At 60.1% G+C, this 25,186-nt stretch carries 26 protein-coding genes; 10 read left to right on the top strand and 16 right to left on the bottom strand.

Going from position 1 to position 25,186, the window contains the following annotated elements; genetic code table 11:
* Positions 1 to 5 precede the first annotated feature (5 nt).
* Both ACEWMW_RS06310 and rpoZ read right to left on the bottom strand, forming a co-directional pair.
* Positions 6 to 1,100 (bottom strand): DUF3667 domain-containing protein, encoded by a 1,095-nt coding sequence (locus ACEWMW_RS06310; protein ID WP_409413044.1) that lies wholly within the window; start codon positions 1,098 to 1,100, stop codon positions 6 to 8.
* Between the two features lie 126 nt (positions 1,101 to 1,226).
* Positions 1,227 to 1,574: a DNA-directed RNA polymerase subunit omega gene (gene rpoZ, locus ACEWMW_RS06305; RefSeq protein ID WP_409413043.1), complete on the bottom strand. Its 348-nt coding sequence runs from the start codon at positions 1,572 to 1,574 to the stop codon at positions 1,227 to 1,229.
* A 112-nt stretch (positions 1,575 to 1,686) separates the two neighbouring features.
* Between rpoZ and ACEWMW_RS06300 the strand changes: the two genes are divergently transcribed.
* Entirely contained in the window at positions 1,687 to 2,877 is a 1,191-nt protein-coding gene (locus tag ACEWMW_RS06300) for a phospholipase D-like domain-containing protein (protein WP_409413042.1), read from the top strand.
* 8 nt (positions 2,878 to 2,885) lie between these two features.
* Here ACEWMW_RS06300 and ACEWMW_RS06295 read toward each other — a convergent pair whose 3' ends face one another.
* On the bottom strand, positions 2,886 to 3,140 hold the full coding sequence (locus ACEWMW_RS06295; RefSeq protein ID WP_409413041.1) for a hypothetical protein: 255 nt from the start codon (positions 3,138 to 3,140) through the stop codon (positions 2,886 to 2,888).
* 41 nt (positions 3,141 to 3,181) lie between these two features.
* Positions 3,182 to 4,711, bottom strand: a complete 1,530-nt coding sequence (locus ACEWMW_RS06290; protein ID WP_409413040.1) for a replicative DNA helicase — start codon at positions 4,709 to 4,711, stop codon at positions 3,182 to 3,184.
* 137 nt (positions 4,712 to 4,848) lie between these two features.
* Here ACEWMW_RS06290 and ACEWMW_RS06285 point away from each other — a divergent pair, with 137 nt between their 5' ends.
* From ACEWMW_RS06285 to ACEWMW_RS06275, 3 genes are read left to right on the top strand one after another with little or no spacing between them, the layout of a single operon-like run.
* Positions 4,849 to 5,343 carry a UPF0262 family protein gene (locus tag ACEWMW_RS06285; RefSeq protein ID WP_409413039.1) on the top strand — a complete coding sequence of 165 codons (495 nt, stop codon included), beginning with the start codon at positions 4,849 to 4,851 and terminating at the stop codon, positions 5,341 to 5,343.
* A 17-nt stretch (positions 5,344 to 5,360) separates the two neighbouring features.
* Positions 5,361 to 6,098: a glycoside hydrolase family 25 protein gene (locus tag ACEWMW_RS06280; RefSeq protein WP_409413038.1), complete on the top strand. Its 738-nt coding sequence runs from the start codon at positions 5,361 to 5,363 to the stop codon at positions 6,096 to 6,098.
* On the top strand, positions 6,095 to 6,511 hold the full coding sequence (locus ACEWMW_RS06275) for a cytidine deaminase (RefSeq protein ID WP_409413037.1): 417 nt from the start codon (positions 6,095 to 6,097) through the stop codon (positions 6,509 to 6,511). Before ACEWMW_RS06280 ends, ACEWMW_RS06275 begins: the two co-directional genes overlap by 4 nt.
* On the opposite strand, the gene ald is transcribed toward ACEWMW_RS06275, so the two are convergent.
* Positions 6,508 to 7,623, bottom strand: coding sequence for an alanine dehydrogenase (ald, locus tag ACEWMW_RS06270; protein WP_409413036.1), 1,116 nt, complete (start codon positions 7,621 to 7,623; stop codon positions 6,508 to 6,510). The genes ACEWMW_RS06275 and ald overlap by 4 nt on opposite strands.
* A gap of 219 nt (positions 7,624 to 7,842) precedes the next feature.
* Between ald and edd the strand changes: the two genes are divergently transcribed.
* The 5 genes from edd to ACEWMW_RS06245 are packed head-to-tail and all read left to right on the top strand — an operon-like array spanning position 7,843 to position 12,855.
* Positions 7,843 to 9,678 carry a phosphogluconate dehydratase gene (edd, locus tag ACEWMW_RS06265; RefSeq protein WP_409413035.1) on the top strand — a complete coding sequence of 612 codons (1,836 nt, stop codon included), beginning with the start codon at positions 7,843 to 7,845 and terminating at the stop codon, positions 9,676 to 9,678.
* A complete protein-coding gene (glk, locus tag ACEWMW_RS06260; RefSeq protein WP_409413034.1) occupies positions 9,675 to 10,652 on the top strand; it encodes a glucokinase in 978 nt (325 codons plus the stop codon). The genes edd and glk overlap by 4 nt, the downstream gene beginning before the upstream one ends.
* Complete coding sequence (gene eda, locus ACEWMW_RS06255; RefSeq protein ID WP_409413033.1) at positions 10,652 to 11,263, top strand: bifunctional 4-hydroxy-2-oxoglutarate aldolase/2-dehydro-3-deoxy-phosphogluconate aldolase; 612 nt, start codon at positions 10,652 to 10,654, stop codon at positions 11,261 to 11,263. Before glk ends, eda begins: the two co-directional genes overlap by 1 nt.
* Positions 11,264 to 11,321: 58 nt before the next feature.
* Complete coding sequence (locus ACEWMW_RS06250) at positions 11,322 to 12,299, top strand: NAD(P)H-dependent flavin oxidoreductase (protein ID WP_409413032.1); 978 nt, start codon at positions 11,322 to 11,324, stop codon at positions 12,297 to 12,299.
* Position 12,300: 1 nt separating this feature from the next.
* Positions 12,301 to 12,855: an NADPH-dependent FMN reductase gene (locus ACEWMW_RS06245; RefSeq protein WP_409413031.1), complete on the top strand. Its 555-nt coding sequence runs from the start codon at positions 12,301 to 12,303 to the stop codon at positions 12,853 to 12,855.
* Positions 12,856 to 12,869: 14 nt separating this feature from the next.
* Here ACEWMW_RS06245 and ACEWMW_RS06240 read toward each other — a convergent pair whose 3' ends face one another.
* The 11 genes from ACEWMW_RS06240 to ACEWMW_RS06190 all read right to left on the bottom strand — a co-directional run bounded on the left by ACEWMW_RS06240 (position 12,870) and on the right by ACEWMW_RS06190 (position 24,339).
* Positions 12,870 to 13,868, bottom strand: coding sequence for an acyl-CoA dehydrogenase family protein (locus tag ACEWMW_RS06240; RefSeq protein ID WP_409413030.1), 999 nt, complete (start codon positions 13,866 to 13,868; stop codon positions 12,870 to 12,872).
* Positions 13,865 to 15,004, bottom strand: coding sequence for an acyl-CoA dehydrogenase family protein (locus ACEWMW_RS06235; protein WP_409413029.1), 1,140 nt, complete (start codon positions 15,002 to 15,004; stop codon positions 13,865 to 13,867). Before ACEWMW_RS06235 ends, ACEWMW_RS06240 begins: the two co-directional genes overlap by 4 nt.
* Positions 15,005 to 15,908: 904 nt before the next feature.
* Entirely contained in the window at positions 15,909 to 16,064 is a 156-nt protein-coding gene (gene ccoS / locus ACEWMW_RS06230) for a cbb3-type cytochrome oxidase assembly protein CcoS (protein ID WP_409413028.1), read from the bottom strand.
* Positions 16,061 to 18,196, bottom strand: coding sequence for a heavy metal translocating P-type ATPase (locus tag ACEWMW_RS06225; RefSeq protein WP_409413027.1), 2,136 nt, complete (start codon positions 18,194 to 18,196; stop codon positions 16,061 to 16,063). Before ACEWMW_RS06225 ends, ccoS begins: the two co-directional genes overlap by 4 nt.
* Positions 18,193 to 18,642 carry a FixH family protein gene (locus ACEWMW_RS06220; protein ID WP_409413026.1) on the bottom strand — a complete coding sequence of 150 codons (450 nt, stop codon included), beginning with the start codon at positions 18,640 to 18,642 and terminating at the stop codon, positions 18,193 to 18,195. The genes ACEWMW_RS06225 and ACEWMW_RS06220 overlap by 4 nt, the downstream gene beginning before the upstream one ends.
* Positions 18,639 to 20,069 (bottom strand): cytochrome c oxidase accessory protein CcoG, encoded by a 1,431-nt coding sequence (gene ccoG, locus ACEWMW_RS06215; protein WP_409413025.1) that lies wholly within the window; start codon positions 20,067 to 20,069, stop codon positions 18,639 to 18,641. Before ccoG ends, ACEWMW_RS06220 begins: the two co-directional genes overlap by 4 nt.
* On the bottom strand, positions 20,056 to 20,976 hold the full coding sequence (gene ccoP, locus ACEWMW_RS06210; RefSeq protein ID WP_409413024.1) for a cytochrome-c oxidase, cbb3-type subunit III: 921 nt from the start codon (positions 20,974 to 20,976) through the stop codon (positions 20,056 to 20,058). Before ccoP ends, ccoG begins: the two co-directional genes overlap by 14 nt.
* A complete protein-coding gene (locus ACEWMW_RS06205) occupies positions 20,966 to 21,130 on the bottom strand; it encodes a cbb3-type cytochrome oxidase subunit 3 (RefSeq protein WP_409413023.1) in 165 nt (54 codons plus the stop codon). The genes ccoP and ACEWMW_RS06205 overlap by 11 nt, the downstream gene beginning before the upstream one ends.
* Complete coding sequence (gene ccoO / locus ACEWMW_RS06200; protein ID WP_409413022.1) at positions 21,127 to 21,885, bottom strand: cytochrome-c oxidase, cbb3-type subunit II; 759 nt, start codon at positions 21,883 to 21,885, stop codon at positions 21,127 to 21,129. Before ccoO ends, ACEWMW_RS06205 begins: the two co-directional genes overlap by 4 nt.
* 11 nt (positions 21,886 to 21,896) lie before the next feature.
* Entirely contained in the window at positions 21,897 to 23,552 is a 1,656-nt protein-coding gene (gene ccoN, locus ACEWMW_RS06195; RefSeq protein WP_409413021.1) for a cytochrome-c oxidase, cbb3-type subunit I, read from the bottom strand.
* A gap of 94 nt (positions 23,553 to 23,646) precedes the next feature.
* Positions 23,647 to 24,339, bottom strand: coding sequence for a helix-turn-helix domain-containing protein (locus tag ACEWMW_RS06190; protein ID WP_409413020.1), 693 nt, complete (start codon positions 24,337 to 24,339; stop codon positions 23,647 to 23,649).
* A 163-nt stretch (positions 24,340 to 24,502) separates the two neighbouring features.
* On the opposite strand from ACEWMW_RS06190, the gene ACEWMW_RS06185 reads away from it, so the two are divergent.
* Positions 24,503 to 25,171, top strand: a complete 669-nt coding sequence (locus tag ACEWMW_RS06185) for an OmpW/AlkL family protein (RefSeq protein ID WP_409413019.1) — start codon at positions 24,503 to 24,505, stop codon at positions 25,169 to 25,171.
* Positions 25,172 to 25,186 lie beyond the last annotated feature (15 nt).

The following is a 25,186-nucleotide window of genomic DNA, read 5'->3' as shown; positions in this document are numbered from 1 at the left end:
CCTGATCAGCCCATCAGGCCCAGCAGGAGCAATACCTGCAGGAAGAGTACCAGCACGGTCACGATAAAGATCGTCAGCAATACCAGCCGCCAAGCTGCGCCGAAGCGCGTCAGTCCGTAGGCAAGCTTCAGTTGCTTGTAGAGATGGATCGGCGGGATCAGCAGAGCGGCAGGGATCAGGATGGCACCGGGCAGACCGGCCATGCTGCCCAGCACAAGTACAATGAACAAGAGCGACATGAAAGCCAGCGAATAGGTCACGAAAATCGCGTGATCATAGGCCTTGAAGCGTCGCTTCCAAGCGAACAGCAACCACACGAATGGCGTTGAAAGCGGGATCAGCAGCCAGCTGAACTTGTAAAAATTGGCCTGCAATTTGTAGAGCATGAGGCTGGGATTCTCGACCCACTTGCGCAGACCGCTGTCAATCCAGTCTACGCCAGTCAACTTGCCGGTTAACTTCAATTCGCCGTCCTCGCTTTCGGCTAGGACGAATTTTTCCGCCCCCTCGATGAAATCCTCTGCTTCGTCGAGCTCATCCAGCTGCTGCTCAATCTCCGCATACTTGGGATCGGACGGATCTAGCTGGGTGAGCTGCGCGGTAAGCTCAGTTCGCGCTGCATCGGAGCGCTCATGCAGAGTGGTTGCCGCCTCATCTATCTGCGCGGCGTCAATTCCTTGCGGCTGAAGGTCAGTCGGAGTGGTGATGCCTGCAACCTGGAACACGGCAAACATCAAGAAAATGGAGAACAGGAACAGAGCCATCGGCGAGACAAACCTGGCGCGTTCGCCTTCTATATAGCGCCGGGTCAATTGGCCCGGCTTGCGGACGAGCAGGGGCAGGGTGCGCCATGTCTTCCCATCCAAATGCAGCGCCCCGTGCAGCAGATCGTGAAGGAACGCGCCGATAGTGCGATGAAGATGCGCCTTCTGGCCGCACGTGTGACAATGCAGCCCGGCCAGCTCGGTCCCGCAGTTGAGGCACTCTTGCTCTGCAAAGCGGCCGTCCTCGATCGGACTCGCAGTCTTCTCGCCCTCTACAGCCCTAGCGAACAGCCCACCTTCGATCGCGGTACCCAGACCTTCTGTGAAATCGCTCATACATTCCCCCACAGCGATACTACGTCGGGGATCGTCCAAGGGGCAAGCGTGCAGGATAGCACCCAACGAAAAAGGCCGCCTCCAAAAGGAAGCGGCCTTTTCAAGCCTGGCTTGTCGATTAGCCGATCAACCCGGATCGTAATCCGCGCCAATCGAAGTCGAACGGGTCGGAGCGGCAGCGGTGATACGCAGCGCTTCGGCCGACTGGCTCAGCGAAGCGATCTCATCGGCATCGTCCTCGTCATCCGGCAGGATCTTCTGCAGGTTGGTTACCACCGCTTCCTGCAGGTCCTTCGGCCGCATGGTCTGCTCGGCAATCTCGCGAAGAGCCACGACCGGGTTCTTGTCGCGGTCGCGGTCAACGGTCAGCTCAGCCCCGCCGGAGATTTCACGCGCCCGCTGGGCGGACAAAAGCACAAGATCAAACCGGTTGGGGACCTTGTCGACACAATCTTCAACTGTAACGCGCGCCATGGGGGCACTCCGTGAGAATCATTAAACCTGCATGAGAGCGCCCGCACTTAGGTAGCGCCCGGTGCCAAGTCAAGGATTTGCGCGGGACAGAGCAAAGGGTAAGGCGGCTATCATGGTCACGCAATCCAATCATCCGGATGACCCGCAGGAGGCGCATTTTCACGATGCAAAGCCTTTTGCGGTGCAAGCTCAGGGCCACGATTTCCAGTTCATTCCCGCTGGCAAGGACCGTCTCGATGCATTGACCGAGCTGATTGGCAGCGCGCGCAAGACTATCGCGATGTGCTTTTACATCTTTGCGGAGGACGATGCCGGAATGCGGGTGCGTGACGCACTCGTCGATGCAGCCAAGCGCGGGGTCGATGTCCACCTGATCATCGACGGCTTCGGCGCGGAAGCAAGCGGGAAGTTTTTCGAGCGGCTTGTTGCTGTGGGCGGTCGCTACGATGTCTTCAGTGCCAAGTGGGGCCTGCGATATCTCATTCGCAACCACCAGAAGATGGTAATCGTCGACCGCGACAAGGCAATGATCGGCGGATTCAATGTCGAGCAGAGCTACTTTGACCCTCCAGAAAGCAATGGCTGGCACGATCTGGGACTGATCGTCTCGGGCGAAGCTGTCGATCTGCTGGGAAAATGGTTCGGCGAATTGGAGGATTGGGCTGCACGTCCAAACGCTCAGCTTCGCGCCATCCGCAGCAAGGTAAGAACCTGGGATGGAGGGCAAGGTCCGGTGCGTCTGCTAATCGGCGGGCCGACCGAGCGTCTTTCGAGCTGGGCAAGCTGTGTGGGGCGGGATCTTGCGCGTGGAAAACGCCTCGATATGGTGATGGCCTATTTCTCACCTTCGACGCGTCTGACACGGCGGATCGGCGAGCTGGCATCGCGGGGAAATGCTCGGCTCATCATGGCGGGCAAATCGGATAATGCGGCAACGCTGGGCGCGACCCGTTCGCTTTACCACTACCTGCTTAAGCATGGAGCCGAAATCTATGAATTCGCGCCGTGCAAATTGCATATGAAGCTAATCGTCATCGATGATGCCGTTTATGTTGGGAGCGCGAATTTCGATATGCGCAGCCTATTCATCAATCTCGAACTAATGCTGAGGATCGAAGACCAGGGATTGGCGGACAAGATGCGCGATTTCATCAGTCAGCATGTCGAGGCTTCTGACGAAATCACTCCGGCAAGCCACCGCAAGAACGCGACCTTGTGGAACCGGATCCGCTGGAACCTTTCCTGGTTCCTCGTTGGGGTGCTGGACTACACGGTGAGCCGGAGACTCAATCTGGGCCTGTAGCGATCCGGCTAGCCGCCGAAAATCTTCTCGAGCACACTGCGCTTGTGCCGAGTTGGTGCCGCTTCGCCCGTCAGCTGAAACAGGTAATAGCCAAGCTGCACCGCTTGCTTGCGATCCATCATGAAGAGGAAATCATGGACGTCGTCTGCACCGTGCGGCGGCGGCTTTGTCACGCTCTGCATCGTAAGAACGACGCGCTGCCCGAGATCCTGCCCAGTCCATCCGACCAATGCTCCATGATCTACTTGCGTCTGCGTATCCATGTCCTTTCCCCTCAACTGGAACGCGACCCCAGTATCGAAACTTAGTCGTAGTCGTAGCCTCCCCGGCGATCCTCGTCAGCGAGGTCCGAGAAGCGGGTGATCCGCGGCTCGAAGCGTAAGCGGACCTTGCCGGTTGCGCCATGGCGCTGCTTGGCCACGATCAGTTCGGCAAGACCATGCACGCGTTCCATTTCCGACGCCCAGGCAGCATGCGCCTCATGCGCGGCGACATCATCGTCACCCGCTGGCACCTTGGGTTCGCGCGCAGCGATGTAGTAATCTTCGCGATATATGAACCAAACCATGTCGGCGTCTTGCTCAATGGAACCGGATTCGCGCAGATCGGAAAGCATCGGGCGCTTGTCTTCGCGCTGCTCGACCGCGCGGCTGAGCTGCGAAAGCGCGATCACCGGCACTTCGAGTTCTTTGGCAAGTGTCTTGAGACCACGCGAAATCTCGGAGATTTCGTTGACGCGATTGTCCTGGTTGCGCTTCGAGCCCTGCATCAGCTGCAAATAGTCGACCACGATCAGGCCAATACCGTGTCGCCTCTTGAGGCGTCTCGCGCGGGTCCGTAGACCAGCGATCGTCAATGCTGGCGTATCATCGATAAAGAGCGGCAGTTCGGCCAGACGTTGGCTGGCAAATGAAAGCTGTTGGAATTCCTCGCGGCTGATCTTGCCCATGCGCAGCTTCTCGGAAGAGATTTCCGCCTGCTCTGCCAAGATACGTGTCGCCAGCTGGTCGGCGCTCATTTCAAGACTGAACAGGGCCACTGGCGCGCCCACCGATTGGCCATCTTCGATCTCGTCGCGTTGGTCACGCAGGAGGCGATCCGCGCAGTTAAACGCGATGTTGGTTGCTAGCGAGCTCTTGCCCATGCCGGGACGGCCGGCAAGTATGATGAGGTCCGAATCGTGCAAGCCGCCGATCTTCTCGTTGATGCTGGCAAGCCCGGTAGTCTTCCCAGAGATATTGCCGCCCGAATTGATCGCCTTCTCGATCATGCCCAGAGCCTTGTGCGTCGATACGCCAAAGCTTTCGGCTTGGGACTCGCTCGTTGCCCCTTCCGCGACACGGAAAAGCTCGGCTTCGGCGTGCTCAATCTGCTCCATTGGCGCAACACTTTCCGAAGTGTCGAGCGCGCCTTCTACCAGTCCCCGGCCAACGCTCACCAACTCGCGCAGCAATGCCAGGTCATAGATTTGCTGCGCCAGTTCACGCGGAGCGAGCAACCCTTGTCCATCCGCCGTCAAGCGAGCGAGATAGGTAATCCCGCCCAGTTCCTTGAGCGCCTCGTCCGCCTCGAAATATGGCTTGAGCGTTACCGGTGTGACCACAGCATTGCGCTCAAGCAGCGCCAAGACGCGTTCAAAAACGCGCTGATGGAGCGGCTCGAAGAAGTGTTCGGGAGCGACCGGAACATTGAGCTCCTCAACCACGCGATTGTCAATCAACACCGCGCCAAGGAAGGCGGCTTCGGCTTCGATATTGGCCGGAAGGGCGCGCATTGCCGGGATATCCGGGCTGTCAGAACGGGACTCGCGAATAAGAAGGTCTTGATCGGCCATGCGGGTGCTTTGCGCGCCAAGCGATGCGATTGGCAAGGCCAATCCGTGACCGATTTGCCAATAACGCTTGTGGATATCGGGGATGGAAAGAGAGACCCTTGCCCAATGTGGTCCGCTTCTGCGAAAGCGGGGCTCGCATGACTGGCACAGTCCCCTCCTGGCACATCGCCCACATCTCGCTCGATGACGAGACGATCCTGTGGCGCAATGCGGATGTGGAACAGGAGCGGCGTGTCGCAATCTACGATTTGATCGACGAGAATACATTCAAGCCAATGCGTCCGGTCGAAGCGGGCAAGAACGGCCCTTACAAGATTCATCTCTCTGTGCAGGACGGACGTCTGGCCATGGCAATCCGCGACATGGATGACGAGCCACTCGAAACTCTGATTCTGGGGCTGGCGCGTTTCCGCCGCCCGATCCGCGAATATTTTGCGATCTGCGACAGCTACTACCAAGCGATCCGCAAAGCGACGCCGGCCGAGATCGAAACGATCGACATGGCCCGGCGCGGCATTCATAACAACGCAGCCGAACTGCTGCTCGAGCGACTTGAAGGCAAGGTCGAAACCGATTTCCCCACGGCGCGGCGCCTGTTCACGCTGATCTGCGTCCTACACATTCGCGGCTAGGATCGGGCAGGACTTCCATGGCATCAAAGCGGAAATCTGGCACCAGGCGCAAGGCAAGAAGCACAGCCAAGCGCGGGCCATGGCGCAGGCGCATATTGCTTGGCATCATTCTGGTAGCCGCTGCTATTGCCGCCTGGAGTTGGTGGAAGCTCCAGCATTGGACACCGCCTGCCGACAAGTTTCCCGAGCAGGGCTTGGTGATCGGACGCGACGATGCACCGATCAATCTGCGCACCGCGAAGGCTCTGGGGGCAGGGTTTGTCTACCTCGAAGCCAGTGTCGGAGCGAGCGGACGCGATCCTGCCTTCGATGGCTATTTTGCCGAGGCGCAGATGATTCGCATGCGGCGCGGCGCAGTGCATATGTTCGATCCCTGCGAGGTGGCGGATGGCCAGTCGGCCAACTTCGTCACCATGGTACCGCGAGACAATGAACTACTCCCGCCAGTAATCGCGCTCGAGCAGACAGCGCGTAACTGCCTAAATCCGGTGGGTGAGGCAGCCGTCGAAAGCGAGCTGATGACGCTCATCAACCAGATCGAGGCGCATGCGGGCAAGCCGGTGATTCTGCGGATTTCTCCCTCATTCGAGGATGAGTACGGAATTGCCAGAAGGATCGAGCGCAATTTATGGCTGACGCGCACGCGGCTGGAGCCGGACTATGCTGGCCGGCCGTGGTTGTTATGGACGGCGAACACCGCCTTGCGTAGCGAGGCGTCGAACGAACCGATCCGGTGGATGGTGGTGAGGCCATGAACGATAGCGAACTGATCGAAGCGGCGCGCGCGGCGGCAAGGCACAGCTACTCGCCCTACTCCGGTTTTGCGGTTGGCGCGGCGCTATTGTTCGAGGACAGATCGGTGGTGACGGGCACCAATATCGAGAACGCGAGCTACGGCCTTGCGCTGTGCGCGGAAACCGTGGCGGTCGCAAATGCGATGGCGGATGGTCGGCGCGGCGGGCTTGTGGCAGTCGCAGTGACCGGACCGGCTGACAAAGGCGGCGGCGAACCGATAACCCCCTGCGGCCGTTGTCGTCAGGTTCTCAACGAACTCGCGCAGTTGGGCGGCACTGATCCGCGAATCCTGTGTATCGGCGCAAACGAGGTGCACGAGACCACGCTTTCTGCGCTACTTCCCGATGCGTTTGGCCCGGCTAGCCTCTCCTAGGCCAGCAAATCTTCGACCGAGGTGAAGTCGTAGCCTAGCTCTTCGGCGACCGCTTGATAGGTCACTTGTCCCTTATGGACATTGAGCCCCTCGGCAAGATGCGGGTTCGCGCGCATTGCGTCTTTCCAGCCGACGTCAGCAATCCTCAAAGCGTGCGGCAATGTGACGTTGTTAAGCGCATATGTGCTAGTGCGCGCCACCGCTCCCGGCATGTTGGCAACACAGTAATGCACAACATCGTCGATTACGTATGTGGGCTCGGCATGAGTGGTCGGCTTACTCGTCTCGAAGCATCCGCCTTGGTCGATCGCAACATCGACCAGCACCGCGCCGGGCTTCATGCACTTGAGCATTTCACGTGTGACAAGCTTGGGCGCAGCCGCACCCGGGATCAACACCGCTCCGATAATAAGGTCGGCTTCGCATACCGACTCATCGAGGTTAGCCTTGTTGGAGAAGCGCGTTTTGGCGCGGCTTTCGAAATGAATTCCGACACGCTCGAGCACCTCGGGATCGCGGTCGAGAATGGTCACGTCAGCGCCCAGCCCCACCGCCATTTGCGCGGCATTGAAACCAACCACGCCCCCGCCGATCACGATCACCTTGCCCGGCATGACACCCGGTACGCCGCCCAGTAGCACGCCGCGCCCACCTTGCGCTTTCTCAAGCGCGGTCGCGCCTGCCTGGATGCTCATGCGGCCCGCAACCTGGCTCATCGGCTTTAGCAGCGGCAAAGTCCCGCCTGCACCCGTGACTGTCTCATAGGCGATGGCTGTAGCGCCCGATTCGACCAGCTCGCGGGTCTGGTCCGGATCGGGTGCGAGATGGAGATAGGTGTATAGGATCTGGTCTTCGCGCAACATTGCGCGCTCGCCGGCTTGCGGCTCTTTGACTTTCACTACCATTTCGCACTCAGAGAAGATCGTTTCGGGGCCAGCGACGATTTCTGCGCCCGCGTTTTGGTATTCCGCATCGGTTGCACCAATACCAAGTCCCGCGCCGCTCTCGATTACGACTGCGTGTCCACGGCTAGAAAGCTCGCGAGCACTCTCGGGCGTCAAGCCAACGCGGTACTCGTGATTCTTAATCTCTTTCGGACAACCAATACGCATCAAATTTCTCCTAGCGAGAGTTCCCGTCGTCGCGCTCGCTCCTACATTATATTTCACGCTTCCGCAATTTTCTTACGTCACTTGAACTGGCGGACGCCTTAGGTGTATGTGAACGTTATCAATCGCCGAGTGGATCAGCTATAACCGAGTGAACAAGAGCAATGTTGCAGGCGCCCCTGCAAACTTGCACAAGCATATTGTCTACCCCAGCGAGGAACCATGTCAGAACCACAAGTCCCCTTGAATGACACACTCGCCCGCGTGACCAACCGCATCATCGAGCGTTCGCGCGCGAGCCGGAGAAGCTACCTCGAGCTGATCGATCGCGCACGTGACCAGGGCGTCAACCGACCGAGCCTCTCTTGCGGCAATCTCGCACACGGGTTTGCCGCAAGCGGTGACGACAAGCCCGCAATCCGCGGCGGCGAAGGGATGAACATTGGTATTGTCACCGCCTTCAACGACATGCTCAGCGCGCATCAGCCCTACGGACGCTACCCGGAGCAAATCAAGATTTTCGCCCGCGAGGTCGGCGCTACAGCGCAAGTCGCAGGCGGTGTTCCGGCGATGTGCGACGGCGTTACGCAGGGCCAACCCTCGATGGAACTCTCACTCTTCAGCCGCGACGTGATCGCGATGGGTGCGGCAGTGGGCCTCAGCCACGGCATGTTCGAAGGCGCATTGCTGCTGGGGATATGTGACAAGATCGTCCCGGGCCTGCTGATCGGCACGCTGCGCTTCGGGCATTTGCCGACTATCTTGGTTCCGGCCGGTCCGATGCCTTCAGGCCTTGCGAACAAGGAAAAGATTCGCATCCGCCAACTCTATGCCGAGGGCAAGGTAGGCGAAGAAGAGCTGCTTGAGGCCGAATCCGCCTCCTATCACGGCGCAGGTACATGCACGTTTTATGGCACGGCCAATTCCAACCAGATGATGATGGAGATGATGGGGCTGCACATGCCCGGTTCAAGCTTCGTCAATCCCGGCCAAAAATTGCGGCAGGAGCTCACTCGCGCGGCAACCCACCAAATCGCCAGACTGGGATGGCGCGGCGATGATTATCGTCCACTTGGTCGCTGCGTAGACGAGAAAGCCATCATCAATGCGGTGGTTGGGCTGCTTGCCACCGGGGGATCGACCAATCACGTGATCCATCTGCCGGCCATTGCCCGTGCAGCTGGCGTAATCCTCGATTGGGATGACATGGACGAGTTGTCCAATGCTGTCCCGCTGATTTCGAGCGTCTACCCTAACGGATCGGGCGATGTGAACCATTTCCATGCCGCCGGAGGCATGCCCTATGTGATCCGCGAATTGCTCGGCGCGGGCCTCGCCCATTCCGATATTATGACCATCTATGGCAGCTCATTGTGGAAAGGCGCTCAGGAGCCGGTGATGGATGCGGATGCGCTCGCCTGGACACCCGCAGTTGAGCAAAGTCGCGATCCATCCATGCTCAAGCCTGTCGCCGATCCATTCCAGCAAGACGGCGGACTGAAACTGCTCCAGGGGAGCCTCGGGCGTGGGACCATCAAGCGCAGTGCCGTAGCGCCCGAGCGCTGGACTATCGAGGCCCCCTGCCGTGTCTTCTCCGACCAGAACCAGGTCAGCGAAGCCTTCCAGAAAGGGGAACTCGACAAGGATGTCGTGGTTGTTGTCCGCTTCCAGGGGCCCGCAGCAAACGGCATGCCAGAGCTGCACAAGCTTTCGTCCCCTCTCGGTGTGCTGCAGGATCGCGGCTACAAGGTGGCCTTCGTGACCGATGGCCGAATGTCCGGCGCGAGCGGCAAGGTCCCAGCAGCTATCCACATCTCGCCCGAAGCCTATCATGGCGGTCCGCTCGCCAAGCTGCGCGATGGGGACATCGTGCGCGTCTGTGCCAAGGATGGCACGCTCACCGCACTCGTAGATGATGCGGAATGGGAAGCGCGTGCACTTGCCAAGGCGCCGCCCGCTCATTTCGGCACGGGACGCGAGCTTTTTGCGCTGATGCGTCACCATGCCGACGAAGCGGAAAAAGGCGGGAGCGCGATGCTGGCAGAAGCCGGCCTGTGAGCACCACGCGCGAGATAGTTGTCGCCGATATCGGCGGTACGCACGCGCGCTTTGCCTTGGCAGAGGTTGAAGACGGGCGCTGCGTCTCACTGGGCGAACCGGTCAAGATGCAGACCAGCGAGCACGCCAGCCTTCACACTGCATGGGAGGCATTTGGCGCCAGTCTTGGGCGCGATCTGCCAAGCGCTGCGGGGATTGCGATTGCCGCTCCGATTGCCGGTGATACGATCAAGATGACCAACAATCCCTGGATTGTCCGGCCCGCCCAGATCGCCCAACGGCTTGGTCTAGATGCCCATGTGCTGATCAACGATTTCGCAGCGGTCGCCCATGCCGTGGATGGTGTCGACGCCGCGCACCTCATGCATCTGACTGGCCCTGACGACCCGCTGCCCGATGATGGGATCATCAGCATTGTCGGGCCGGGCACCGGGTTAGGCATCGCGGCTTTACTCCGTACCCGGAGCGAAACCCATGTCATCGCCACGGAAGGCGGCCATACCGACTACGCTCCGCTCGACAGCGTCGAGGATCGGCTACTTGCGCGCCTGCGCGAAAAACATCCGCGGGTTTCTGTCGAGCGCGTCGTATCCGGCCCCGGGTTTCGCACGATTTTTGAAGTCATTGCCGAACTTGAAGGTCGCGATATGCCGAAGGGCGATGACAAGGCGCTGTGGACGATGGCGCTCGAAGGCAAGGATAGCGTCGCCGAGGCTGCATTGGATCGCTTCTGTCTCTGCCTTGGCGCAGAGGCAGGGGATGTCGCTTTGGCGCACGGTCCTGGGCCTGTCGTCATTGCCGGGGGCCTGGGCTATCGGTTGCGCGACTATCTACCGCGGTCCGGATTTGCAGAGCGATTTACCGCCAAGGGCCGCTACACCAGCCTGATGCGGACTTTACCCGTCAAACTGATCACCCACCCCGAACCCGGACTCTTCGGTGCGGCGGTGGCCTTTGCGAAAGAACACAAGTGATGAATTCAATCGAGCGGATCATGCGCACCGCGCCGGTTATCCCGGTTCTGGTTATCGACGATTTGGACCATGCGATTCCGGTGGCAGAAGCATTGGTTGCAGGCGGTTTACGCGTCCTCGAGGTAACCCTGCGGACCGACTGCGCGCTCGACGTGATCCGCGCCATGAAGTCAGTCGAAGGCGCGATCATCGGCGCCGGTACGGTCACGAATCCACAGCAACTCCATGACGCGGTCGAGGCAGGCAGCGAGTTCATCGTGTCGCCCGGCCTGACCACGGAACTAGGCCAGGCCGCCATCCAGTCCGAAGTGCCATTCCTTCCCGGAATTGCCAATGCGGGCGACATCATGCGCGGGCTCGACCTGGGGCTTTCGCACTTCAAGTTCTTTCCGGCCGAAACCAGTGGCGGATTGCCCGCTCTCAAGGCGCTCGCCGGACCCTTTGGCGGCGTCAAATTCTGTCCTACTGGTGGCATCAAGCAGGAAACGGCCGGGACTTGGCTGGCATTCGATCCGGTTCTTTGTGTCGGAGGAAGCTGGCTCGTCGAGAAAGGCGAAACCGATCAGGACGCGATATCAGAACGAGCGAAAGCGGCCACCTCGCTAGTTTGAAGGATTGAAGCGAAGGCCGTGCAAGGCTAGCGCGTCCTGGCAAGACAGGGAGACGGCCATGGCATTCAAGACGCGCATCACCGAAGAGTTCGGGATCGAAACCCCCATCATCATGGGCGGTATGACCGGCGTCGGCTATGGCGAGCTCGTCGCGGCTGTGGCCAATGCCGGTGCGCTCGGATTCATCACGGCGCATATGTTTGAAAGCGGCGCGGCACTGAAAGAAGAGATCGCGAAAACGCAGGAGCTGACTGACAAGCCCTTTGGCGTGAACCTCACCCTGCTGCCTTCGATCAACCTGATCCCCTATGATGAGTACCGAGAAGCGATCATCGAAAGCGGCCTCAAGATTGTCGAGACTGCCGGCCGCGCGCCCACTGATCACCTGCCCGCGTTCAAGGAAGCTGGCGTCAAGGTGATCCACAAATGCACCAGCGTGCGCCATTCGGTATCTTCGGTGAAGAAGGGTGTCGACATGATCAGCATCGACGGCTTCGAATGCGCCGGCCATCCGGGCGAGGATGACGTGGGCCTAATCGTCTTGCTTCCCGCCACGGTGGATGCGCTGCCACAAACACCCATCATTGCCAGCGGCGGGATGGCCGATGGGCGCAGCCTTGTCGCTGCGCTGGCGCTGGGCGCCGATGCGATCAACATGGGCACGCGCTTTTGCGCCACGCAGGAAGCGCAGATCCACCAGAATGTGAAGCAGAAGATCGTCGACAATACCGAGCTTGATACCGTGCTGGTGGGGCGGACGTTGCGCAACACCGCGCGGGTCGCGAAGAATGCGATTTCGGTCGAGGTGGCGACGATCCAGAGCGATCCGACTAAGACCTTCGATGATGTAAAGCACCTGATGGCGGGCGCGACCGCGCGCGAAAGAGTTCTTTGGCAGGGCGATCTCGATGGCGGGATCTGGACCAGCGGGCAAAGCCAGGCGCTCATCCATGATATTCCGACCTGCAAGGAAATGGTCGACAACATCATGGCGCAGGCCGAACAAGTGCGCGCACGAGTGGATTCGCTCGCCTAACATGGGCTTGATCGTCGGCATCGGAGGCACCACTCGCCCAGACAGCGCGACAGAGCGCGCGCTCCGCATCGCCTGCGATAGTGCGGCGGGCGATGGCGATACGTGCCACATGTTCGACGGCGCCTACCTCACCGGCCTCCCGTTCTATCGAGGCCCAGGCTGGAGCGAAGATTCGGCTTCTGAAATGGTCGAGGCAATCCGCAATTGCGATGGGCTGATCATTGCATCCCCGGGCTATCACGGGACTATTTCCGGCGTTCTCAAGAACGCGCTCGACTATATCGAGGAATTGGCCAGCGACGACCGGGTCTACTTGCATGATCTTCCGGTGGGGTTAGTCGTAACCGCGCATGGCTATCAGGCTGCGACCAGTGCGATGATCACGCTGCGCACGATCGTACATGCACTGCGCGGATGGCCCACTCCTTTCGGAGCAGCGCTCAAGGTCGATGCAGACAGTTTCGATGAAGCGGGTGCTTGCATCGACCCGGTTATTCATGAGCAGTTGGAAATGGTGGGATCACAGGTGCGGCGAGTGTTCACCCGCGACAATTGATCGCCCCGGCTGCGTTATGGATCGGTTCGCTCAACCAGGTCGGGCCAAAGCCGATCCGCCCCTGCATCTACTACCTGCTGACCAAGCCGCTTCGACCAGACGCTTTCACCGCCGAATTCGGATCGCCATGCGAGCAAACGCCGCGTGAGGTGATGGAGAGCATATTCCTCGGTAAAGCCGATGGCGCCATGCACCTGGTGCGCGATCGCAGCGCCCTTGCTCGCGGCCATTCCGCAGCGCGTCTTGGCGGCGGCAATCTCGAAATCCGCCGAGCCCCGGTCGAGCGCTTGCGTCAGCCCTTGGGCAGCGCAACCGGCCGCCGCTGCCTCCATTGCCATTTCCGCAAGTGACTGCTGCACCGCCTGAAACTTAGCGAGGGGACGACCGAACTGCTGGCGCTCGCTGACATAATTCGCCGCGAGCGAAAGCGCTCCATCAAGCGCTCCTGCGATCTGGATAGCGCGCACCGCTGCGGCGAGCAGCAAGACGCTATCACCGAGCATGGTCGCAGGAGCATTCTCGAAAGTGAGAATATCGCGCGGCTCTCCCGACAAGCCCGTGCGCTCTGTCACAGTCGCGGCTTCAGTCGCAAGAATGATTCCGTCATCGCCCGCCGTTTCGGCCACGACGAAACGGGCGTTCCTTCCCCAAGGAACGGCGCTCAAAGTGCCGGTGAAATTCTCTTCAAGCAGCTCGCCATCGCAGTGGCCGGCGATAGTTCCAAAGCCTTCACCATGCCAGCCGGCTCGGTCGGCCCAATAGCTAGCGAGGACGCTTTCGACGATCGGCAAAGCCACAGCATGCTGGCCCGCCAGCCGCATCACCAGCCCGGCCTCAATCCAGCTTCCGCCAAAGCCGTCTCGCTCTTCAGGGACCAATAGTGTGGCAAACCCCAGCTCCTCGATCTTGCTCCAGTCACGCGCGAAATCGGCATGAGGGCCAAGCTCGGCAAAAACACCGCTGGCCATATCGGCAAGCATGCTCTGACGGTCATCTGATTGGACCTCTGTCATCGCAGGCCCAGTCCTCGGGCGATAATCCCACGCAGGATCTCACGCGTTCCACCGCGGAGCGAGAAACTGGGGGCAACTTGCAATTCATAAGCGACCAGCATCTCCAAGATCTCTTCTGAAGACAGATCGAGCTCCAGCTGTTGCTCGATCAACTGCGGGATTGCCTGTTCAAACGAATTGCCCAGATCCTTGACCATGGTCGCTTCAAACGCCGGATCTTCGCCTTCGGCGAGTCGCGCGGCGACCGCCATCGACATCTGGCGTAGCGTCCAAAGCTCGCTCATCATCCGACCGGCGAGGCGCAGCGCTCCGGCATCGGATTGCACCTCCAGTCGGCGGATGAATTCCGTCATAAGAAAATGGCTCGAGAGGTAGCGTTCTGGACCGGATCGTTCGAGCGACAACTCGGCGGTTGCCTGCGCCCAACCATTCCCCTGTTTGCCCACGAGAGCGCCTTCAGCCAGGCGTACATCGTCAAAGAAAACCTCATTGAAATCATGCGCGCCCGACAGGTCGATGATCGGCTTCACCGTGATTCCCGGCGTATCCATGGGAATGAGGAATTGGCTGAGGCCCGCGTTGCGCTCGGAGCCTTCCTCGCTGCGGAACAGCCCAATCATGATTTGGGCAATATGCGCGCCGGTAGTCCACACTTTCTGGCCATTGAGAACCCACCCCTCGCTATCCTTGCGCGCCGCCGATCGCACCGAAGCGAGATCCGATCCGGCACCGGGTTCCGACAATCCAATGCAGGCATAAACTTCGCCACGGGCGACGCCGGGAACCCAGCGATCGACTTGCTCCGCGGTCCCGTAGCGCATCAGCAGCGGAGCTGTTTGGCGGTCGGCGATCCAATGTGCACCCACCGGCGCGCCCGCTGCCAGCAATTCCTCGAGCACGATATAGCGTTCGAGCGCGCTGCGCTCATGCCCGCCTTGCTCCTTGGGCCAGGTCATCCCGAGCAATCCGGCAGCGCCCAGCGCTCGGCTGAATTCGGGATCGATGGCGACCCAGCAGTTCGCGCGGCGCACCGGATCAAAACGATGTTCATGCGCGGAAACGATATCCCGGACCTGGGCTCGAAGCTCCCTCGCGGCAGCTGGCATTTCGTACGGCTTGATATCGAATGTCTGCATCAATTTCCGCCGATACCATGCGGTTCGCTGATTGGCAGGCTATTGTTTTATTAGGTGGCTAAACCGCCGAAACTAGAACGTTGCTCCAATCGCTTGCGTGAGGGGGCCAATGCGTGTCATACTCCGGTCAACTTGGATCGGAGTCTTATGATGGGACGCAGACCTTCTCGCAGTCATTTCTCAGTTTCGGCAATAGCTTGCCTCTTGTTCGCAGCGATGCCTCTGGCAGCGCAGACAATCGAGGAATTGGACACCCTTTCCGACCTCGCTTCGAACGAAGCAGAATGGATCAGCGCCAATCGGGTAGCAGGCCAACGGGGCACTACTTTTCGGTCGCGGTGAAGATGCCATTCTGGCATTCGCCGAGATGATTCGCCTACAGGTCTCTCAGACGATCGCGGTCAGGCCGGCCCAAACCGAAATTCTCATACGCGCCATAGGATGAATTAGCCTGATCAAGCACGCTCTCCGCCCTATTCCAGTCTTGCTCCCAGTAAGCCCCCATAGGGAATTGTGATACACCGAGAGCTGTTCGAATATGGCACCATTGCGCACATCTCCGTCATCGATGATAGTGTAAATCGTTTGGGGACGATCGCGACCGACCACCCCACCCAGCCGATCTCAAGAAACGGAAACTGATGGAGATCAGCTGCCAGATCACTTCCCACGGTCAACGTCACTCAAAAATCCGGGATCGGATTTGTCGGAACAAGCAGGTGCCTCTTGCACAAGAACGCCAGCCAGATGCCCGCCGAGGACAAATACAACCAACATCTTGAGGCCAAATGCCCAATTCGGGCCGATCGAGGAAATGTCCTGAAACGATCTGGTCCGCGGCCGCAGCGTGCAGCGTTGCAGCGTTGCAGCGTTAGTCAGATTACTCGCCGGTGCCGAAAGCTAGCTATGGCCGAGGTTCATAGTCTTCGTCGATCAGGATCCGGTTTGCGGCCCCGTCCATGTCTTCGAACTGGCCATCGCGCATTGCCCAGAAGAATACCGCGAGGCCGAATGCGCCCATCAGCAGAGCGATGGGAATGAGAATGGTGAGCCCCGTCATCCCGCGATGCTCCGCCCAGCTCGCGCAAGCCTAAGGGAGTTCGCCACGACCACCAGTGAACTGACCGACATGGCGATTGCCGCGATCAAGGGCGTCACAAAGCCGAACAGGGCAAGCGGCACTGCCAGGACGTTATAGCCGATCGCCAAGGTGAAGTTCTGCCGGACAATGCTCATGGTTTGCCGTGCGACTTTGACCGCCAGTGCCACAGGCAGGAGCTTGTCGCCGATAAACACCGCATCGGCGGCTTGCTGGCTGGCATCGCTGGCGGTGCCGGGCGCGATCGATGCATGCGCTGCGGCAAGGGCGGGGCCATCGTTGAGGCCATCGCCAATCATTAGAGGCCGATGACCGGCAGTCTCGAGTTTGCGCAGGGCTTCCAGTTTTCCATAGGGACTGACCCCGGCTTGGGCGAATAGACCCAGTTCGCGCGCAATCGGCCGTACTGCCTCCGTCCTGTCGCCTGACAGGATCTGGCTCTCAACTCCCATCATAGTAAGTTGCCTCACAGCTTCTGCCGCATCGCTGCGCAATGGGTCGGAGAATTCAAGCGTCCAGTTACGCTCACCTATCCGCAAGCTCGACGCCATCGCTGCGACATCGGCTTGCGGCCGTTCCAGAGCGACGCGCTTGCCTTGCCAAGTGCCGGAAAGGCCGCTGCCGCTTTCCTCGCGCAGATCATCAATCTGCGCAGGCTCAGCCCCTTCGACCTGGAGCGCATGGACAAGCCCTTGGCTCAATGGATGACGGCTGTTCTGCGCGAGGCCCAATGCGACGCTACGCGCCTCACCATCAAGCACCGAAACATCCGGTCGTGGCGCGCCGATCGTCAGCGTGCCGGTTTTGTCGAACAAAGCGATATCAACCTCGGCCAGCCGCTCAAGCGCATTGCCGTCCTTGAGCAGCAGGCCGCGCTTGATCAGCGCGCCCGATGCGGTGACCTGTGCGGCCGGAACCGCCAGCCCCATGGCGCAGGGACAGGTGATGATCAGTACGGCAATGGCGATGACGAGCGACTGGTGCCAACCCGCGCCCGCAATCATCCAGCCGATAAATGCCAGTGCCGCGAGACTGTGGACCGCCGGCGCGTAGAGCCGCGATGCACGATCGGCGATCCGGACGTATTGGCTGCGCGATTGGCCCGCTTCGTCCATCAGGCGCGCGATCTCGGCGATAGCAGTCTGTTCGGCAACTGCGGTCAGGCGCACCTGCAAGGGCTGGAAAAGGTTGATCGCTCCTGCATGCACAGTGCTGCCGATAGCAACCGGATCGGGCGTGCTCTCGCCTGTTAGCATCGCATTATCGACCGCGCCCGATCCCGCTTCGACTATGCCGTCCGCCGCCAGCGCCTCGCCTGCGGCGACCAGCACCAGCATGCCAGGTTGCAGTTCTTCGGCCGCGACCCGACGCGTCGATCCGTCAGGCTGGAGAACGCTGGCACTCTTCCCCATGCGGCCGAGCAATGCGCCGATCCCGGCGCGGGTCCTTGTCCGCATCGAGGCATCGAGCGCCCTCCCGCACAGCAGGAAGAACAGCAGCATGACTGCGCTTTCGAAATAGGCGTGCCCACCGCCCGCAACTGTCTCGTAGATGCTGAGGCCGGTCGCCAACAAAACACCAATGGAGATTGGCACGTCCATATTGGTCCGCCGAAATTTCAGCGCCATCCATGCCGAGGAGAAAAATGGGCGGCCCGAATAGGCGATCACCGGCAGGGCAATGAGGCCGCTGAGCCAATGGAACATTTCGCGCGTCGCACCGCCTGCGCCCGCCCATACGCTGATCGAGAGCAGCATGATGTTCATCATGCCGAAGCCGGCGACTGCGGTCGCGCGCAGTAGCGCCTTGGCCTCCGCATCGTCGCGCCCCAGCGGGTTGTCGGCTATAGGTTGCGATACGTATCCGAGACTGCGCAGGGCTGCCTCTAGATCGTCCTCGCCGAGCGAGGGTTCATGGCGGATTGCGACCCGCTTGGCTGACAGGTTTACCCGCGCGCTATCGATCCCGTCCACGCGCGGCAATTCGCGCTCGATCTTGGCCATGCAGCCGGCGCACCGCATGCCGGGGACAGTCAGCCGTGTGTCGACCAGCTCCCGCGCGCGCACGGCGGTGTTGAACGTTGGTGCATTCATTCGAGCGGCACCTCACTGGTCCAGCGCTCGACATCTGCCGCTATCGTGATCCGTGCGATCCAGCGCCCCGTGGCAATCGGCTCGACGGAGCGAAATGCGCCAGTCTCAGTTTGGGCGAATTCGAGACCAGCCTCTTCACGTTCACCCAGAGGACGTCGCAATTGCGCGGAGACCTGCGCGCCGAGCGGTACACCAATGGTCTCGAGCGTGAGGTAGCCGTCCTCTCCCTGCCGCAACTGCGCGCTCCAGCCGAGTTCTTCCGACTTGCGCGCTTCCTCCAGCCAGCCATTGAACTTCTGGCTCGCGGCATAGGAGTTTTCGACGATCACACCGGAGAAACTCTGCGCTGCGAGCGTTGCCATCAGCATGTTCACCGCGAACACCACGCCAAAGCCCGCAACCAGAACCTTGGCCATGTCGCGTCCAGTAAATTCGCGTTGCATCATGGGGCTCCCGGTGCAGTGAATAGGGTTTCGGAAATGTCGGTCTCGCGCTGCTCGTCAAGCGAAGTCACCGTGAATGCGAAGTTCTGTCCGAAGGTCTCCGACGGTGCGAGAACATAAGCCCGCACGGTCTTGATCGCATCGGCATTGACCTCGACAACGTAGCTGCGCCCGGCATCCTCGCGGCGCGTGGTTTCAGTCCAGAACACGGCTCCGGGCAAGCCCTCCAGCGCGATCTCCATTTTGCGGGGGCGGCTTTCCATATTGCGCAGCTTGAGCGTGTAGGCATTGCGGACCGAACCGTCGCGCATCAGCATGAAAGGCGGATTGCGATCAGGCGATACGGAAATGTCCGTGTGCGTCCGCACGCCAAGCGCAAAAAGCATGGCAAGGCCGATAGATGCCCATACGCCGAAATACACCAGCGTGCGCGGGCGCAGCAGTGTCTTGATAACCGGAACCGGAGGCGCTCCCGCTGCTTCGCGCTCGCAATCCTCGAGCGTAGCGTAGTCGATCAAACCGCGCGGGCGGCCAATATCCGCCATCACCTTGTCGCAGGCATCGATACACAACGCGCAGGTGATGCAGCCGATCTGTTGCCCTTCGCGAATATCAACGCCTGTCGGGCATACCTGCACGCACTGCATGCAATCGATGCAATCACCGAAAGCGTCGGGCGCTTTTTCAGCTTTCTTGAGGCTCCCGCGCCGTTCGCCCCGCCAATCCTTGTAGGTGACGATGAGCGAGCCCTCGTCCAGCATCGCGGTCTGAATACGCGGCCACGGGCACATGTAGATACAGACCTGCTCGCGCATGAAACCGCCCAGCGCGAAGGTCGTCGCCGTAAGGATCGCGACAGTCCCGTAGGCGATCGGCGCTGCCTCACCGGCAAAAAACTCGCGGAAGAGCGTGGGTGCATCGGCAAAATAGAGGATCCATGCGCCGCCCGTCACGAAACTGATCAACAGATAGACCGCCCATTTTGAGCCGCGGCGTGCGATCTTGGATGGCCCCCACGGTGCCTTGTCGAGCCGGACGCGGGCGTTGCGATCGCCGTCGAACAGGCGGTCGACATGCTGGAAGACATCGGTCCACACCGTCTGCGGGCAGGCATAGCCGCACCATGCGCGACCGACGGCACTGGTCACGAGGAACAGTCCGATACCTGCCATGATCAATAGCCCAGCAACGAAATAGAATTCGTGCGGCCAGATCTCGATCCCGAACATGTAGAAACGCCGGTTTGCGACATCGACCAGCACCGCCTGGTCCGGCGCATAAGGGCCGCGATCCCACCGCAGCCACGGCGTGACGTAGTAGATCGTCAGCGTAACCGCCATAATCGCCCATTTGAAGCGCCGGAAGGGTCCGTCGATCCGCTTGTTATGGACCGTCTGGCTTTTCTCGTAGAGATGCTCAGGGTTGTTCATCGTCGCCAGCTGCCGGTTCCTCGGCAATTTGGGCGATATCCTCGCCGCCTCCGCGCGAATGGACGTAGGCCGCCAACATCTTGATCGTCACGGGATCGAGCCGGTCTTTCCAGCCGGGCATCACGCCGTGGCTGGGCTGGCGGATCTGCTGACGGATCTCTGCTTCACTGCCCCCGTAGAGCCAGATCGCATCGTTGAGCGCGGGTGCACCTTGCGCGCGATCACCAGAGCCGTCGCTCTGGTGGCATGACGCGCAGTTGATGTCGTAGAGTTCGGCTGCCACCGGGCTCGATTGACCGCGCCCGGTAAAGCTCATGACATGACTGGCGAGGCTACTGATCTCTCCGGCAGTAAAGATGTCTCCGAATCCGGGCATCAGGCTGAAGCGCGTCTCATCCGATCCATCCCAGCGGACACCATGCAGCAGCGTAGTCTCAATCGATTGCAGGTCTCCTCCCCAGATCCATTCGTCGTCATTGAGATTGGGATAGCCGGGCGAACCCGCCGCACCCGCACCATGACATTGCACGCAATTGACCTTGAATGCCGCCGCGCCGCCAGCGACGGCGCGCTGCATCAGCTCGGGATTGTCCTGCAGCTTGACCACATCGATCGCTGCCAGCTGTTCGCGGTAGGACTGCCGCGCCATGTCGGCGGCGCTCATTTCCTGTGCCAGCTGGCCACGACTGGTCCAACCCAGCACGCCTTCGGTCGCCTGGTTCACCAGCGGCCATGCCGGATAGAGGATCGTGTAGATGATCCCCCAAGCGATCGTGGCGTAGAAGGTCCACAGCCACCAGCGCGGCATCGGCGTATCGAGCTCTTCGATCCCGTCCCACTCGTGGCCGACAAATTCGGTCCCCGTCGGTTGGTCGATCCGTTTTTCGTCGCCAGTTTCATTCGCCATCGTCTTGATCCTTGAAGATGGAGTGCGCGGCTGCCTGGTTGTGTGACTTCGAGCCAGGGCGGAATGGCCACGCGCACAGGCAGAGGAACAGGAGGAACATCACCACCAGCGCATAGCTGTCAGCGAAATGGCGCAGGGTTTCGTAGAAGCTCATCGGCCCGTCTCCTCAGCCAGCTCCTGCTGTGCTGCAGCGCTGTTGACGTCGACAAGCGTGCCCAGCATCTGGAGATAGGCGAGCAGCGCATCCATTTCGGTGACGCGGCTGGGATCGCCGTCGAAATCGCGGATCTGCGCTTTGGGATAGCGATCAAGCAGGTCTTCTTCGAACACGTCGGGATCGGCCTGTGCGATCAGGTCGGCCTGTGCCATCTCGATATCGTGATCAGTATAAGGCACGCCGACCCGGCTCAGCGCAGTCAGCATGGCTGCGGGATCGGCAATCTTCAGATCGGTTTCAGCCAGGAAACCATATTGCGGCATGATGCTTTCAGGAACGAGGCTTTGCGGGTCCTTGAAGTGCTGGACATGCCATTCATCCGAATAGCGCCCGCCAACACGCGCAAGGTCTGGCCCGGTCCGCTTGGAGCCCCACTGGAATGGGTGGTCGTACATGCTCTCGGCAGCGAGACTGTAGTGGCCATAGCGCTCGACCTCGTCGCGGAACGGACGGATCATCTGGCTATGGCAGGTGTAGCAACCCTCGCGGATGTAGATGTCACGCCCCGCCTGTTCGAGCGGCGTATAGGGCCGCATGCCCTCCACCTTCTCGATCGTGTTGTCGAGATAGAACAGCGGTGTGATCTGCACGAGGCCGCCGATGGCGACGGTGATCAGCGTTGCCACTGCCAGAAGCGTCACATTGCGTTCCAGCTTCTTGTGGCGCGAAAAAGGTGCGGAATTGTCGCTCATGATCTGCGCTCCTATTCGGCCGGAACGGCGCTGAGGGGACGGTCGGCGGCTTCGTCATAAGGAGCATCGCGCAGCGGCGGCTCTTCGCGCAGCCTGCCTGCGATTGTCATCCAGACGTTGTAGACCAGCACCACCGCACCGGCGAGGTAGAGCAGCCCGCCAAATGCCCGCATCACGAACATCGGTTCGAGCGCGGCGACGGTGTCGACAAAGCTGTTCACGAGGTAACCGTCCTCGCCGTATTCGGCCCACATCAGACCTTGGGTGATCCCGGCCACCCACATGCTGCCGGCGTAGAAAACGATCCCTGCCGTCGCGAGCCAGAAGTGCCAGTTGATCATCCGCAGCGAATACATCCGCTCGCGCTTCCACAGCCGCGGGACGAGGAAATAGATGCAGGCAAAGGTGATCATGCCGTTCCAGCCTAACGCTCCGGAATGGACATGGCCGATTGTCCAATCGGTGTAGTGCGAGAGGCTGTTGACCCACTTGATGCTCATCATCGGGCCTTCGAAGGTGCTCATGCCGTAGAAGGCGAGCGCGATGACCATCATGCGAATGATCGGATCGGTGCGGACCTTGTCCCACGCGCCGTTGAGCGTCATCAGCCCGTTGATCATCCCGCCCCAGCTGGGCATCCACAGCACGACCGAGAAAACCATGCCGAGCGTCTGCGCCCAATCGGGCAGCGCGGTATAATGCAGGTGATGCGGCCCGGCCCAGATATAGAGGAAGATCAGGCTCCAGAAGTGGATGATCGAGAGGCGGTAGGAATAGACCGGTCGCTCTGCCTGTTTCGGCACGAAGTAATACATCATCGCCAGGAAGCCGGCGGTGAGGAAGAACCCGACTGCATTGTGCGCGTACCACCACTGCGTCAGCGCATCCTGCACGCCGGCAAAAGCGCTATAGCTGCGCGAGCCCAGCAGGCTGACTGGCATCGCCAGGTTGTTGACGATGTGAAGCATCGCGATAGTGATGATGAAGGCAAGGTAGAACCAGTTGGCGACATAGATGTGCGGTTCCTTGCGGCGCACGATGGTGCCGACGAAGACCACAAAATAGGCGACCCAGACCACGGTCAGCCACAAGTCGACATACCATTCTGGCTCTGCATATTCCTTCGATTGGGTGACGCCGAGCAAGTATCCGCTCGCGGCGAGTACGATGAACAGCTGGTAGCCCCAGAACACGAAACGTGCGAGGCCAGGGAAGGCCAATGTTGTGCGACAGGTGCGCTGGACGACATAAAAGCTCGTCGCCAGCAAGGCATTGCCGCCGAAGGCAAAAACGACTGCCGACGTATGCAGCGGGCGCATCCGCCCGAAGTTGAACCAAGGCTCGAAATTAAGCTGCGGGAAGACCATTTGCAGCGCGATGAACACCCCTACCGTCAGTCCGGCGATCCCCCAGAAAATAGTCGCGATGACGCCCCAGCGGATCGGATCGTCGTCATAGCGCGAAGGCCCCTCGGGCATCCGAAATATGCTCTGCGCCCGGGCCAGCGGCTCATAGCGCCCCGCCGTGATCCAGATCAGCGCAAACGCCACGATCGCAATGATCAGGGCATGCGCCGCAAATCCCGCATCCTGGGCTCCGACATAGGCGATGAGCGCCAGCATCAGCACAACAAACCATAGGCCGATGCGGCCGAGTACTGCGTCCATGGTCAGCTTCCTCCTGTCTGTATGCGCGCTAGGCGGCACGCATCAGCGCGTCATTGATCCAGATCAAATTTCGGAAAGTTCGCTCATCTTGACTCTAGGCTGCGTAATGACCTGCGCATCGTGTGAGCATTTCAAGGTTTGGAATGGCGACCTGCGAGCGGCCTTGAGTCTCGACTAAGCCTGCCTCCCGCAAGTGGCTCAGCTGCCGGCTTACCGTTTCGATCGTGAGCCCGAGCGAGTCGCTAATATCACGCCGCGACATCGGCAACTCGATGATGCAGCCTGAACCTTCAAGACGTCCGATGCGCTCGGCCATAGCAATCAGGAACCCGGCAAGTCGTTCGGCGGCATTCTGGCGCCCTAGAGCAACCGCCTTGTCCCGGCAGCGGTGCAATGCCGATGGAAGGACGTCGAACAGGCGCCGAGCCATAGCCTCATCGCCCGCAGCAATGTCGAAGAACTCGCGCGCCGGAAAGACCAGGATTTCAGTATTTGCTAGCGCCGCGAGCAGATAGCTGTGTACTCCGTCGGCAGGGATCGAGATGATATCGCCGGGGAAATGAAACGCAACGATTTGTTCCCGATCATCCGATACGGCTGCGGCCAGCTTTGTGGCTCCGCTGAGGAGATAGACGATCTGGTCACGCGAGCGCTCGATCATCGCCGCCCGTCCCCGTTCGATCGCCATTGGCGCGGCGATTGCCTCCAGCCCTGAATTGCGCATGGCGCAGGGGTCTGCCCCGAAGGCGGCGCGGGTGAAATGTTCGAACGACGCGTGGATGCCCATGTCTTTCCTGCCTGAAATTGCAGGTGCGAAGCTGGATCAGACCTGATGCAAAGTCTTTGATCGAGATCAATGATGGGAGTGGGCATTGCGACCTATCGCATGCGGGACGTCATAAGAATCCTGGACCGCAAGGCGCGGTCGCTGCGGCGCTGGGACATAATCGATGAAACTTCTTACCACCGCAACAGTAACGGCAATCGCAGCGCTTGCTACTCCAGCAGCGGCACAGGACAATAACGGGCCGATACAAGTGAAACTGCTGGGCACCGGCGTATTGCCCGATGGAAAGATCAGCGCGGTGCGCACCGATATCGTCGGCCTGCCCGCCGATACGCAAACAGAAGCCAACGACAATTACGTGCCTACAATCGCTATCGAGTATTTCGTGGCCGAAAATTTTTCCATCGAAACGATCTGCTGCCTCACCCAGCATGATGTCGACGCCATCAGCGGTCTCCCCGGCGCAGAGCTTGTCTCCAACGCGAAACTTATCCCTGCGACCGTCACGCTCAAGTATCATTTCGACCTTGGGGGCGTGAAACCCTATGTCGGTGCGGGTCCTGCCTATTTTCTCTGGATCAGTGACAAGCCCGGGGCTGCAACATTGCCCCTGGGCGTAACCGACACCGATTTGTCGGATGAACTAGGCTTAGCCCTGCAAGCGGGCATCGATGTACCCCTCGGCGATAAAGGCTTTGGAATCTCCTTCGATGCCAAACGCTACTTCATCGGCACTACCGCGCGCTGGTTTGCGGGCGACACGCTGGCGATCGAGACCAAGCACAAGCTCGATCCGTGGGTGCTGAGCGCAGGCGTTAGCTACCGGTTCTGAGAAAGGAGATAGGGT

This window comes from Litorerythrobacter xanthomarinus (assembly GCF_046254955.1).
GTDB lineage: Bacteria > Pseudomonadota > Alphaproteobacteria > Sphingomonadales > Sphingomonadaceae > Qipengyuania_C.
This window is presented reverse-complemented; position numbering and strand designations above follow the sequence as displayed.